The following is a 12,341-nucleotide window of genomic DNA, read 5'->3' on the forward strand; positions in this document are numbered from 1 at the left end:
CGCATCGGAGGCGCAATGCGGCATATTTTTCGCTGGAGTTCGATTGACGGGGTGGGGACCGAGTATTTGGACGTCGATTTCGCCGCCGACGGCACTGTGGCGAGCGGCGTGGTGGTGGGCGAAGACGAGGGCGTCCCTTACGGACTGGTCTATACCGTCCGCACCGATGCCGAATGGCGAACCCGGGCGGTGGAGGTTGCCCATCCAGCGGACGGGCGGCGCTTGCGACTGCTGTCGGACGGCGAGGGCCGCTGGAGCGATGCGCTCACCGGCGAGTATTTGCCGCTGCTGGACGGTTGCATCGATGTCGATATTGCTGCGACGCCCTTCACCAATACGCTGCCCATCCGCCGCCGCACATGGACCCACGGACTAAGCCGCACCTTCAGCATGGCCTATGTGTCGGTACCGGAGCTGGTCGCGAGCAAGAAAGAGCAGCGCTACACATGCATAGAGGAAAAGAAGAGGTTTCTATTTGAAACCTTGCCCCCCGTCTTTCAAGCCGAGCTCACCATCGATGCGCATGGCTTGGTCGTGGACTACCCCGGCTTGTTCCGGCGGCTGCCCTAGCGCAGTTTGATCGTGACGGCCATCGTCTCGTCGCGCACGTCGATGGCGGCGTCGGTGAAGTCCGGTGGGCCGAATTTGCCGCGTGCGTCGCGGCTGAAGCCGTAGTTTTCGCTGGGGATGCCGATCAGGTTGCGGTCCAGCTTGTCGTTCTGGTTCTCGTCCTGGTAGGCGAGCACCGCCCAGGTGCCTTTCGGCACGTTCTGTATCGTGACGACGGTGTCGTTGGCCTGCGCCGGCGCCGAGCCGCTGTACAGGCAATCCTTCAAGAATCGCTCCTTGTCGCACACGGCGACATTCACTTTGCCTCTACCGCCGACGACCGACGATACCTTCACCTCGATCGTGGCGGCCGATGCGGTGGCGGCCAGCACGACGGTGGAAATGAACAACGATGGCTTGATCAGTGATTGCATGGGTTTCCTTTTCTTGGCTGCGTTGAATGGCAAAGGCGAGTCGCTGGCGCTGCGGAAATAGCGGCTATGGTAGGCTGTGTCCATCGCTGTTTTCACCAGCGCCGCTTCTACCTGACCGACGATCGTAACGACCCATGATATTGAACACGCTCATCGTCCTGATCACCATTGTGTTGATGGAATTGTTTTCTATTGTCGCGCACAAATATGTGATGCATGGTTTCGGTTGGGGATGGCACCGCTCGCACCATGAACCGCGCACCGGCTGGTTCGAGAAGAACGATCTGTATGCCGTGGTTTTCGCCGGGGTGGCAATCGCGCTGATTTATTTCGGTACCGAAGGCTATCATCCCCTCGAATGGATAGGCGCCGGCATGACCGCCTACGGTCTCCTGTACTTTGTCGCGCACGACGGCCTGGTTCACCGCCGCTGGCCGTTTCAATACACGCCCCATAGCGGCTATCTGAAGCGGCTTTACCAGGCGCACCGCATGCACCACGCCGTCGAGGGGAAAGAGGGCGCGGTCTCGTTTGGATTCCTGTACGCGCCGCCGGTCGATGAACTCAAGCGCCAACTGCGCGTGCTGCACGATGGCCCCCTGCGCCAACGTGGTCGGGACGCTGCCACAACCCCCGCGGACGCGGCGACATCCGCCGAAGACGCGAAGTAAGCGCACTGGCGCCTCCCTTCGCGAGCAGCCATAGTTTGGTCGCGCGCGACGTGCCGACCCGCTCATCCCAGGCGTGCGCACCGCGCGCTTTGACGTTGATGCCGATCTGCCTGTACACATTGCGCGCCGTGGCGATGGCCCATGCGCAGCGCAGTGGCAGGGCGATGATGCCCTGGTTGGCCGAAGCGTAATACGGTTCGGCGTAGTCGACCAGCCGCGCCGCCACTACCGCCAGGGCCGCCCGGTGCTTGGGCAACGCCACTTCGTTCACAGGGATGCCCGCTTCGCGCAGCCATGCGGCAGGTACGTAGCAGCGCCCCATGCGTGCATCCTCGACGATGTCGCGCGCGATATTGGTCAGCTGAAAAGCCAGGCCAAGGTCGCAGGCGCGGTCCAGCACCGCCGGCTTGCTGGCGCCCATGATCGATGCCATCATCAGGCCGACCACGCCGGCCACGTGATAGCAGTAGCGCAGCGTGTCCTCGATGGTCTCGTAGCGCGCCTGTTCAACATCCATGGCGAAACCGGCCAGATGGTCGAAGGCGAAATGCGGTTCTATCTTGTGGCGCAGCGCCACCTCCTGGAACGCGGCGAAGGCGGGATCGGACATCTTTTCGCCGGCGTAGGCGCGCCGGGTCTGGTCTTCGAGTTCCGTCAGTTTTTTGGCGGCGTCGTCCTGCGCCAATTCCACCGCGCCGAAGCCCAGCTCCTGGCCATCGACCACGTCGTCGCAGTGCCGGCACCAGGCGTACAGCATCAACACGCTGCGCCTGACATCCGCCGGAAAGAGCTTCGCGGCGGCGGCGAAGCTTTTCGAGCCGACCTTGATGGTTTGGGTGACGTGATCCAGCAAGGCTTCGCTCATCGCCCGAACTCCTCGATCATCAAACCGGCCGTCGCCTTGGCCGAGCCGATCACGCCCGGCACGCCGGCGCCGGGATGGGTGCCGGCGCCGACGAGGTACAGATTCGCCAGCTCGCTGTCGCGGTTGTGGGGGCGGAACCAGGCGCTCTGCGTCAGGATGGGCTCCAGCGAGAACGCCGAGCCGACGTGCGCATTGAGCTCGTCGCGGAAATCGAAAGGCGTGAAGATGCGGCTGGTGACCAGCTGGTCGCGCAGGCCGGGCATGTAGCGGCGCTCCAGGTATTCGAAGATGCGGTCGCGGTAGCGCGGGCCTTCGACCGTCCAGTCGATCGGCGCGTTGCCCAGGTGCGGCACCGGCGCCAGCACGTAGTGGCTGCCGCAGCCGGGTGGCGCCAGCGACGGATCGGTGATGCAGGGCGCGTGCAGGTACAGCGAGAAATCGTCGGCCAGGGTTTTACCGCCGAAGATGTCGGTGATCAGTTCCTTGTAGCGCGGTCCGAAACAGACGGTGTGGTGCTGCAGCTGGCTATGGTGGTGATTGAGCCCGAAGTACAGCACGAACAGCGAGTTGCTGAAGCGCTTTTTGCGCAACGCACCGGCCTTCGACGGGCCGCGCGGATGGTGTGACAGCAGGTCCGCGTACGTGTGCACGACGTCGGCGTTGGAGGCCACCGCTTGCGCCGGGAAATGGCGCCCGTCCGCCAGGCGCACGCCGTTGACGCGCGTGCCGCTCGCCTCGATCGCCGCCACGTCGGCGTTCAGCTCAATGCGGCCGCCGATGTCCTGGAACAGGCGCACCATGCCGTTCACCAGCGCGCCGGTGCCGCCGCGCGGGAACCATACGCCCCAGCGCCGCTCCAGCGCGTGGATCAGGGTGTAGATCGACGAGGTGGCGAACGGGTTGCCGCCGACCAGCAGCGAATGGAAGGAGAACGCCTGCCGCAGATGATCGTTTTCGATGAACTTCGAGACGATGCTGTAGACGCTGCGCCAGGCCTGCAGCTTCGCCAGTTGCGGGCCGGCGGCGATCATGTCGCGGAAGGACAGGAAAGGTACGGCGCCGAGTTTCAGGTAGCCTTCGTCGAACACCGCCTTGGAGTACGCGAGGAAGCGCTGGTAGCCCTGCACGTCGGCCGGATTGAGTGCGTGGATTTGACGGTCCAGCGATTCCTGGTCGTTGGCGTAGTCGAAGTGGCTGCCGTCCTCCCAGCACAGGCGGTAGAAGGGCGCGACCGGCAGCATCTCGACGTAATCCGACAGGCGCTTGCCGGCGACGGTGAACAGTTCCTCGATCGCCGACGGATCGGTGATGACGGTGGGGCCGGCATCGAAAGTGAAGCCCTGGTCCTCATATACGTAGGCGCGGCCGCCCGGCTTGTCGCGTTTTTCGAGCAGGGTAGTTTGAATCCCGCTCGCTTGCAGACGGATGGCCAGCGCCAGGCCGCCGAAGCCGGCGCCGACAACCACTGCCTGTTTTGTTTCGTTCATTCGGGTTTCCTGATTTGGTGGGGATGGATTTTGCATGCGGCCGATATGGCCTGGCCGACCGGCACCGGTGGTTTTCCCGATAGCAGGCGCACCTTGTCGCCGAGGGTCGGACGGCCTGCGTAAAAGCGCGCGATCAGCGGCGCCGGCAAATGGTAGAAGCGTTGCATGACGCGCCAGCGGCTGTCGGCGTCGCCGGCCAGGAACAGCATGCGGTTGAGCAGCCGGAAGAAGCGCTGCCCGCGCCATTCATGCAGCGCGGTCTGGCGCATGGCGTCGAACAATGCCGGGGCGCTCAAATCGTCGAGCGATGCGATCCGCTCGGCCAGCCGCACCGCGTGCGGCAGCGAATAGCCGGTCGTCGGGTGGAACAGGCCGGCCCGCAGCCCGGATGTCGGTTGCCCGTCCAGGTCCTGCCAGAATTGTTCGATATCGCCGGCCAGCACGATGGGCAGCGAACCGTGTTCCTCCCGGATGATCTCCTCGATGCGCCAATCGCGCGAGGCGGCGTAGGCGGCGATGTTGGCGCGCAGCCGTTCCGGTTCCCAGACGCCGGTGTCGACATAGTGCGTGTCTTCGATCAGCAGGCGGTCGGGCGCGAAGGGCAGCACGTAGACGAAACGGTAGCCGCCTTGCTGCGCGACGCCGGCATCCATGATGATGGGCGAGGTTAGTCCGTGCGGAGCGGCGAGGCGCACTTCCTGTCCGAGAAAGGTCTGGTAGCCCAGCGCCAGCCGGTCGGATGCGCGCGGCCCCCGGCCATCGATGACGGCGCCTGCATGCAGCGTCTCGCCACCGGCCAAGCGCACCGTGGTCGGAGTCAGATTCTCTATCCGGGCGCCGGGCCGCAGCGCGTCGCCCAGCGCGGCTTCGATGACGCGCGCGAAATCGTCGGAGGCGATGCTGGCGTAGCCGCCGTCTAGTGTTCTGGCGTGTTCGGGGAAGATGACGTCGTAGTCCGGCCAGCGTGCCGAGACCAGAGGCGCGAGCCATTGCCGCTGCGACGCGTCGAGGTCGCTGTCATGAAACGACCAGGTATGGTTGCCGCCTATCCGCTCGCCCTGTTCGAGCAGCAGGATGCGCAGCGATGGGCGCGCGCTCCGCAGCCGCCACGCGATCAGCGCGTTGGCCAGGCCGCCGCCGGCCAGGATCACGTCGTACGGCGCGGCACTCATGCGAGGCCTGTCGCCATCCGGCGGGCGTCGCCGTCATCGTGCCGGTTCAGGTTTAGCGCCGTCTCGACGATGTCGGCGGCGCGCGGCGTGCCGCCGGCTTGCGCCAGTTGCTCCGACAGTCCGGCTAGACGCCGTCCATACTTCGGTTCATCGAGCAGCCGCCGCAAAAGCGTGCCCAGTTGGGCCTGGCCCGTGAAGCGAGGCGACGCCCGCAGGCCGATGCCGGCATGGCAGATCCGCGACGCCACGCCCGGCTGGTCGAAGGCGATGGGCAGCGCCAGTATCGGCGTGCGCGCGGCAATCGCGTCCATCGCCGTGTTCAGGCCCGCGTGGGAGACCACGGCGTCGGCGCGGGCCAGCACCGCTTGCTGCGGCGCGAACGCGCACACAGTCGTGGCGTTGGCGGGGCCGGCCCGCTCGACGGCCTGCGCCTGTTGCGGGTTCAGTCCTCCGCAGTGGGCGACCAGCAGTTGAACGTTCAACTCCCGGCAGGCTTGCGCGATGCGCTTGAACAGTGCAAAGCGCTGGCCTTGCAATGTGCCCAGCGAGGCGAAAATAAAAGGGCGGTCATCGGCGATGGCGGGCACGGGGCCGATACGCGGGCCGGTGGGCGCCGGACCGCCAGGCGCGGCGTGCCGCAGCGGGCCGACGTGGTGGAAATTCGCCGGCAAGTGAAGGCGCGGAAAATCGAAGGCGGCCACCGTCTGGCTGATTTGCGCCAGCGGCGACAGGCATTCGTGCAGCATGCCGCGCGCCGGAATGCCCAGCGCGCGCGCCTGCCGCTCGATCGCCTTGCGGTGTGGGGACATGAGCCAGTCGTACACGCGGGTGCTGCCCTCATACATTTTCAACGAGCGTTCGTCGGTGCCGAATGCGAACGGCATCACCGGCAGCGGGATGGCCGGCTCGCGGTTGACCGGCAGCGCGCAGGCCACCGATACGAACGGCAGCGCCAGCGCCTCGGCCACCAGTCCGGCAGCCGCCTCCATCTGGTCGCCGATCAGAGCGTCGATGCCCAGCGCGTCGATCGCGGCGGGCAGTTCGCGGCACAGCATGTCGGTGGTGTCGGCCATGTCGACGATGACCTTGCGCAGTCCCAGCGGGCTGCCCGGATTGGCCGCGAGCCGCAGCGAGGCGTCCAGCGACCCAGGCGGGTAGCGGTCGGCGCCGAGCGCGTGGAAGCCGATGCGGGCGTCGCGGTCGTTGCTTAGCCAGCCGGCGGCGTCGGGCCGATGCAGGAAGGTGACCTGGTGTCCGCGCCCGATCAAGGCCAGCGCCAGCGCCGACAAGGCGTTGAAATGGCTGTAGAAGGCCGGGGCGACCACGCCGAAATGGGCCATGCGATGTCCTCTCGACGCGCGCGCTACGGCGCGTGCAGATCGGCGACCGGACCGGCCTTGCGGAACAGGTTCCCGACCAGAAGGCGCGTGCGTTGCTTGCTGCCGATGGCGTCTGTCAGGTAGCCGTCCGCGTCGCGTAGATGCGCGGCCAGGCGGCGCTGGGTTTTTTCCATGCCGAGGGTGGCGGTGATAGTCGCCTTGCCGGCGTCCTTGCCGACATCCTTGCCGGTCAGCGCGCAGTCGTTGCCGGGGACGTCCAGCAGGTCGTCCTTGATCTGGAACGCGTGGCCGGCGGCCATGGCGAAGGAACGCAGCGATTGCAGCACCCGCTCGTCGGCCTGCGCGATGATGCCCGCCATCTCCACCGACAGGCCGAGCAGCACGCCGGTTTTGAGTTCGTTGGTGGTGGCGATGTCGTCGACCGAGCGTTTGTGGCCGCCGTGTAGATCCTCGAATTGTCCCCGGACCAGTCCCTGCGTGCCGACCGTCTCCGCCAGCGCGCCGACCAGCCGCGTGCGGATCAGCGGCGAGATGTCTTGTGTCTGGGCAAGAATGTGGAAGGCGCGGCTGAGCAGTGCGACCGACGCCAGGATGGCGACGTTTTCACCGAATTGGATATGCACGGTGGGCTTGCCACGCCGCAGCTTGGCGTCGTCCATGCAAGGCATGTCGTCGAGGATCAGGGAGGCGGCGTGAACCAGTTCGACCGCGCAGGCGGCGTCCAGCAGGGCCGGCGACGAGCAGCCGAGGTCGCGCGCGACCAGCATCAGCAACAAAGGCCGCATGCGTTTGCCGGTGCTCAGCGCCGCCGCGCGCATGGCCTCCGTGAGCGGGTCCTGCTGGACGCCGCCGTCGGGCAGAAAGTAGCGGATACGCTCCTCGAGTTCGCGGCGTAGGTCATCGATCTCCGTTTCCGGCGGATCACCGAGGAGTTCCCGCTTGATGCCGTTGAACCGCAGTGTTTCCGTAACCATGCGCAAGTCCTTGTGCCGATTGCATAATCAATTCCCTTGCGGGTCATCATACCGACGCAAACTTCAACAGAGAGGACTAGAATCAATCGTGCGCGCGCCAACACACACTTAAAAGCGGGTCAATTTTTGGACAGCCTACTCCTTGTTATGGAAGGGCGCGAACCACGTGACCAGGAAAGATGGAATCGTCGCCGCCATCACCAGCCAGAAATAGTGTACATAACCGAGCGCCTGCTGCAGGTGGCCGCTGACGACGCCGGTGACCAGCATGCACAGGCCCATCAGGCCGGTGCCGAAGGCGTAGTGGGTGGTCGTGTATTTGCCCGGCGCCAATTGCTGCATCAGGTAGATCATGAAGCCGACCGAGCCGAAGCCGAAGAAGAACTTCTCGATCGCCACGCCGGCGCTGATCAGCCACAGGTTTTCCGGCTGGTAGATGCCCATCAGCAAGAACGTGACGTTCGGGATGTTGACCGCGCAGCACAGCACGAACAGGGTGGCCGGCAGGCCGCGCCGCGCGACAAAGATGCCGCCCAGCAAGGAACCAAGCAGCACGGCGATTAGGCCGTAGGTGCCGTAGATCAGGCCCAGCATCTCGTTGGACAAGCCCAGGCCGCCCTTGGCCACCGGATCGACCATGAAGAACGGGCCGATTTTTTCCAGCAGGCCGATACTGAGGCGGAACACGAACGCGAAGCCGACCATCAGCCAGACGTCGCGCTTCTGGAAGAAGGTGACGAAGGAGTCGCGCAGGATGAAGGCCGCGTCGGCCACCGACTTGGGTGCGTTTTCGGCCTTGGCGCCTTCCGGCATCACGCGCAGGTGCCACAGCGCGGTGACGACGGTGATGGCGGCGGCGATGAAGAAGATGATGCGCCACGAGTCGATCCACGCCGGTCCGAACACGCCGGCTTCGTGGTGGAAGTAGTGGGTGTGCAGCCAGCCGCTCAGGTACACCATGCCGCCCGAGGCGACGATGGGACCGACGTTCCAGCTCAGGCTCTGGATGCCGCAGAACAGCGATTGCGTCTTCGAGTCGAGCGAGGTGACATACACGCCGTCGGAGGCGATGTCCTGGGTGGCGCCGACCAGCGACAGTATCCCGAACAGGAACACCATGATGTGCAGGTAGTTCGGCAGCGACATCGACAGCGCGACGGCGCCGAAGCCGATGCCGACGATCAGCTGCGCGCACAGCACGAAGAACTTCTTGGTGCGGTACATTTCAACGAAGGGGGCGAACAGCGGCTTGATGGTGTAGGCCAGGATCAGATAGCTGGCGTATTGCGCCGCCTCGCCGTTGCTCATGCCGAGGTTCTTGAACATGATGGACGTGACGCTGGTGAGCATCATGTACGTGAGCGCCATCGAGAAGTACCCGGTCGGCACCCACAGCATCGGCGTGCCGCGCGCGAACATGGCGCTGAGCAGCGATTTCTGCTCGCCGGTGTCGGGGGCCGCCGGCGGCTTCGGATGCTCTTGCGGCGTGGCGGAAGGTGCGGTCTGCATGGTGTCGTCCTCGTTGTTCTCTGTGGAGTGTAGCACTTGGCTCTGCGGCCAATGGATACTGCCGCGCCGGCACATGGGCCGGCGCGGGGTGGGGCTTCGGTGTGACGTTACGCCGCGTGCGCGGCCTGCGGCGCGCGCTGCTGGACCAGGTAATCGCGGTACCACAGGGCGCTGTGCTTCAAGGTGCGCTTCTGCGTCGCGTAGTCGACATGGACGATGCCGAAACGCTTGGCGTAGCCCGAGTTCCATTCGAAGTTATCCAGCAAACTCCAAAGGAAGTAGCCCTGCACGTTCACGCCTTGCAGGCGGGCGTCGTTGAGCGCCTTCAGGTGGCGCAGCACGAAATCGATGCGCGCCTCGTCCGGCACTTCGCCATTGACGACGGTGTCCGGATTGGCCATGCCGTTTTCGGTGATGTAGATCGGCGGCAGCTCGTATTCGTCGTGAAGCTTGAGCAGCAGTTCGGTCAGGCCGTCCGGGTAGATTTCCCAGCCCATGTCGGTCTTGCCCAGTTTCGCTTCCGGCTGGCGCGGCGGCACTTCGGCGCTGCAGTAGGAGCGGAAGTAGTAGTTCACGCCGAGGAAGTCGATGCGGTGCTGGATGTCCTTGAAGTCGTTCTCGTGGATCTCCGGGCCGTTGTCGCCGTAGACGTCGAGCGCCAACTGCGGGTATTTACCCTTGAAAATGGGGTCCATGAACCACTGCACCGAGCGAGCGTATTCGAATTCCGCCATCGCGATGTCGGCCGCGCTGTCGGTGGCCGGGTCGGCGGTCCACTGATTGAGCACGATGCCCAGCTTGGCCGAGCTGCCGACCGCGCGCATCGCCTGCATCGCCAGTCCGTGCGACAGCAGCAGGTGGTGCGAGACCTGCACCGATTTTTTCAGGTCGGTCACGCCGGGCGCGAACTGCGAGTTGCCGTAGCCCAGGTTGGCCGTGCACCACGGTTCGTTGTGCGTCGCAATGGTTTTCAGACGGTTGCCGAAACGGCGCGCCACTTCGGCCGCGTAGTCGGCGAAGCGGTAGGCGGTATCGCGATTGAGCCAGCCGCCTTCGTCTTCCAGGCCTTGCGGCAGATCCCAATGGTACAGGGTCAGGTGGGCGTCGATGCCCTTGCTTTCCAGTTCAGTCAGCAGGCGGTCGTAGAAGGCGAAGCCGGCCTCGTTCCACGCGCCTTTGCCGGTCGGCTGCACGCGCGACCAGGCCATCGAGAAGCGGTAGGCGTCCACGCCCAGGCTGGCCATGATGGCCACGTCTTCCGGGTAGCGGTTGTAGTGGTCGCAGGCGACGTCGCCGTTGGTGCCGTCGATGATCTTGCCCGGGGTGTGGCTGAAGGTATCCCAGATCGAGGGGCCTTTGCCGTCGGCGGTCGCGCCGCCTTCAATCTGGAAGGCGCTGGTGGCGATGCCCCAGGTAAACGAGGGCGGGAATTGCGTGAAATCGGTCATTTTTGTCGTTCTAGCAGGTTGAATACGGGGCGGGGAGGGCATTTTGACGTTTGAAAACGATTTCACGCCTCTTTTTACGATTAGACCTCAACTCCCTGTGAGTGTCAATCATTTGCTGAGGGCGGCCCGCAGGCGCCTAACCCGCCATCCTGATCGACCTGCGGGGCGCGTTCGGGCGCACTGATATAATGCTGCCTCATTGTTTATCAGCTTATCCACCAGCTTCCATCATGTCTTCCGAAACCCCTAAAGACGGCCCGGCGCGGCCTATGCTCTACGACCCCACCGAACACCGCATCCGCAGCTTCGTCACCCGCGCCGGACGGTTGTCGACCGCGCAGGCGCGCGCGCTGGAAGAGCAGGGCCCGAAGTTCATGATCGGCTACACCAAGGCGCCGCTCGACTACGAGCAGGCGTTCGGCCGCAAGGCGCCGGTGGTGCTGGAAATCGGCTTCGGCATGGGCGGCACGACCGCGCACATCGCCGCCGCGATGCCGGAGAAGGACTTCATCGGCGTCGAAGTGCACACGCCCGGCGTGGGCAGCCTGCTCAAGCTGATCGACGAGCAGGGCCTCACCAATCTGAAGGCCATCCAGCACGACGCGGTCGAGGTGCTCAACCAGATGATCCCGGACGGCTCGCTGCATGGCGTGCATATCTTCTTCCCGGACCCGTGGCACAAGGCGCGCCACAACAAGCGCCGCCTGATCCAGGCGCCGTTCGTCAAGCTGCTGGTGCAAAAACTGGCTGTGGGCGGCTACCTGCACTGCGCGACCGACTGGGAAGACTACGCGGTGCAGATGCTGGAAGTGCTGGGCGCCGAAGAGGGCTTGCAAAACACCGCCGACGGCTACGCGCCGCAACCGGCCTACCGTCCGCTGACCAAGTTTGAAAACCGCGGCCTGAAACTGGGCCACGGCGTGTGGGATCTGGTCTTCACCAGGAAGTAGTTATTTCGGCTATTTGGGCTGCCGGGCCAGCGCCGCGTTGAAGCGCTCGATCACATCGTCCGGCACCATCTTGCTGCACCAGAGGCGGCGCTGGTGCTCGCCTCCGTGGATCACGTCCGAGAATTTTCCCCTGTCGTCGCGGCCCGGCAGCTCCACCCAGCTCATCATGCAGGCCGGTTCGCGATTCTCCTTCAGCAGCACCAGCTGGCGCTTGGCCGGCGTCCGGCGGATTTCGTAGGCGATGCCGGCGGCGGTCAGGGCCTCGGTCACCGGCTTGGCCGCGTCCCCGGCCAACTGGCCTTGCGGCGTGGTGTAATGCACCCCGGCCCGTTCGCTGTAGTGCACGATCAAGGTCTGTCCGGCGGCCGCGCTGCCCGCCATTACCAGCACCAGTGCGCACAGTGTCTTCATCACGCCTCCAGCGTCTCCATATCCAGTACCACGACATACGACAGGCGGCCGTTCTTCCATGCGCCGCCGCCGCGCACCTGCGCGTCGCAGGTGGTGATTTGATCAGGAACTTCTTCGCGTTTCAAATTGGCGCGGAAGGCCAGCGAGGCCTTGGGCGACAGGTAGCCCGTCATGCGGTCGTTGAGGAAGACGGCGACGGCGGCGCTTTCATACGGATTGGCGTCGTCGGGCACCAGGGTGGCCAGATACGGCACCCTGGCCGGCTGGTCGCCATGGTCGCCCGCCAGTTCCTTTAGCGTGTTCTGATAGCGCGACTCGTTGACCACTTCGACCAGGAACCGGCCATCGTCGGACCAGTGCAGCGCCGCCGGCGTGTCCGGCAGTTTCGGCTCGTACGGCGTGGCCGGGCGCGCTGGCAGCACCATCGGCTTGGCGGGATTGGTCTTGATGATCGCGTAGACCACCAGCGCGGTGGCGACGATGATCAACAGGGAGATGGCGAATTGCATGGCGGGTCTGTTCAAGTGCTGG

13 protein-coding genes are annotated in these 12,341 nt (G+C 64.9%); 3 read left to right on the plus strand and 10 right to left on the minus strand.

Features of this window, described 5'->3' with window-relative positions; all coding sequences use genetic code 11:
* The first annotated feature begins 15 nt into the window (after positions 1-15).
* Entirely contained in the window at positions 16-570 is a 555-nt protein-coding gene (locus tag MRBLMU1_RS09460) for a putative glycolipid-binding domain-containing protein (protein WP_363500050.1), read from the plus strand.
* Here the strand turns inward: MRBLMU1_RS09460 and MRBLMU1_RS09465 are convergent.
* On the minus strand, positions 567-983 hold the full coding sequence (locus MRBLMU1_RS09465) for a DUF2141 domain-containing protein (protein WP_363500052.1): 417 nt from the start codon (positions 981-983) through the stop codon (positions 567-569). The two genes, MRBLMU1_RS09460 and MRBLMU1_RS09465, sit on opposite strands and share 4 nt — an antisense overlap.
* 134 nt (positions 984-1,117) lie before the next feature.
* Here MRBLMU1_RS09465 and MRBLMU1_RS09470 point away from each other — a divergent pair, with 134 nt between their 5' ends.
* The gene (locus tag MRBLMU1_RS09470) at positions 1,118-1,654 is read left to right on the plus strand and encodes a sterol desaturase family protein (protein WP_363500054.1); all 537 of its coding nucleotides are present in this window, start codon (positions 1,118-1,120) and stop codon (positions 1,652-1,654) included.
* On the opposite strand, the gene crtB is transcribed toward MRBLMU1_RS09470, so the two are convergent.
* The 7 genes from crtB to MRBLMU1_RS09505 all read right to left on the minus strand — a co-directional run bounded on the left by crtB (position 1,548) and on the right by MRBLMU1_RS09505 (position 10,449).
* Complete coding sequence (crtB, locus tag MRBLMU1_RS09475) at positions 1,548-2,519, minus strand: 15-cis-phytoene synthase CrtB (RefSeq protein WP_363500056.1); 972 nt, start codon at positions 2,517-2,519, stop codon at positions 1,548-1,550. The two genes, MRBLMU1_RS09470 and crtB, sit on opposite strands and share 107 nt — an antisense overlap.
* The gene (locus MRBLMU1_RS09480) at positions 2,516-4,006 is read right to left on the minus strand and encodes a phytoene desaturase (RefSeq protein ID WP_363500058.1); all 1,491 of its coding nucleotides are present in this window, start codon (positions 4,004-4,006) and stop codon (positions 2,516-2,518) included. Before MRBLMU1_RS09480 ends, crtB begins: the two co-directional genes overlap by 4 nt.
* Positions 4,003-5,178 (minus strand): lycopene beta-cyclase CrtY, encoded by a 1,176-nt coding sequence (gene crtY / locus MRBLMU1_RS09485; protein WP_363500060.1) that lies wholly within the window; start codon positions 5,176-5,178, stop codon positions 4,003-4,005. The genes MRBLMU1_RS09480 and crtY overlap by 4 nt, the downstream gene beginning before the upstream one ends.
* Complete coding sequence (locus MRBLMU1_RS09490; RefSeq protein ID WP_363500062.1) at positions 5,175-6,518, minus strand: glycosyltransferase; 1,344 nt, start codon at positions 6,516-6,518, stop codon at positions 5,175-5,177. The genes crtY and MRBLMU1_RS09490 overlap by 4 nt, the downstream gene beginning before the upstream one ends.
* A gap of 23 nt (positions 6,519-6,541) precedes the next feature.
* Positions 6,542-7,492 carry a polyprenyl synthetase family protein gene (locus tag MRBLMU1_RS09495; protein WP_363500064.1) on the minus strand — a complete coding sequence of 317 codons (951 nt, stop codon included), beginning with the start codon at positions 7,490-7,492 and terminating at the stop codon, positions 6,542-6,544.
* A gap of 135 nt (positions 7,493-7,627) precedes the next feature.
* Positions 7,628-9,001 (minus strand): MFS transporter, encoded by a 1,374-nt coding sequence (locus MRBLMU1_RS09500; protein ID WP_414646054.1) that lies wholly within the window; start codon positions 8,999-9,001, stop codon positions 7,628-7,630.
* 107 nt (positions 9,002-9,108) lie between these two features.
* The gene (locus MRBLMU1_RS09505) at positions 9,109-10,449 is read right to left on the minus strand and encodes a GH1 family beta-glucosidase (RefSeq protein ID WP_363500068.1); all 1,341 of its coding nucleotides are present in this window, start codon (positions 10,447-10,449) and stop codon (positions 9,109-9,111) included.
* A 269-nt stretch (positions 10,450-10,718) separates the two neighbouring features.
* Here MRBLMU1_RS09505 and trmB point away from each other — a divergent pair, with 269 nt between their 5' ends.
* Positions 10,719-11,399 (plus strand): tRNA (guanosine(46)-N7)-methyltransferase TrmB, encoded by a 681-nt coding sequence (gene trmB / locus MRBLMU1_RS09510; RefSeq protein ID WP_330922633.1) that lies wholly within the window; start codon positions 10,719-10,721, stop codon positions 11,397-11,399.
* Positions 11,400-11,408: 9 nt separating this feature from the next.
* Here trmB and MRBLMU1_RS09515 read toward each other — a convergent pair whose 3' ends face one another.
* Together MRBLMU1_RS09515 and MRBLMU1_RS09520 are read right to left on the minus strand one after the other, a co-directional pair.
* The gene (locus MRBLMU1_RS09515) at positions 11,409-11,810 is read right to left on the minus strand and encodes a hypothetical protein (protein ID WP_363500071.1); all 402 of its coding nucleotides are present in this window, start codon (positions 11,808-11,810) and stop codon (positions 11,409-11,411) included.
* A complete protein-coding gene (locus MRBLMU1_RS09520) occupies positions 11,810-12,319 on the minus strand; it encodes a hypothetical protein (protein ID WP_363500073.1) in 510 nt (169 codons plus the stop codon). Before MRBLMU1_RS09520 ends, MRBLMU1_RS09515 begins: the two co-directional genes overlap by 1 nt.
* Positions 12,320-12,341: the final 22 nt, after the last annotated feature.

Origin of the sequence: Burkholderia sp. LMU1-1-1.1, from assembly GCF_040675865.1 — a bacterium.
Classification (GTDB): domain Bacteria; phylum Pseudomonadota; class Gammaproteobacteria; order Burkholderiales; family Burkholderiaceae_D; genus Rugamonas.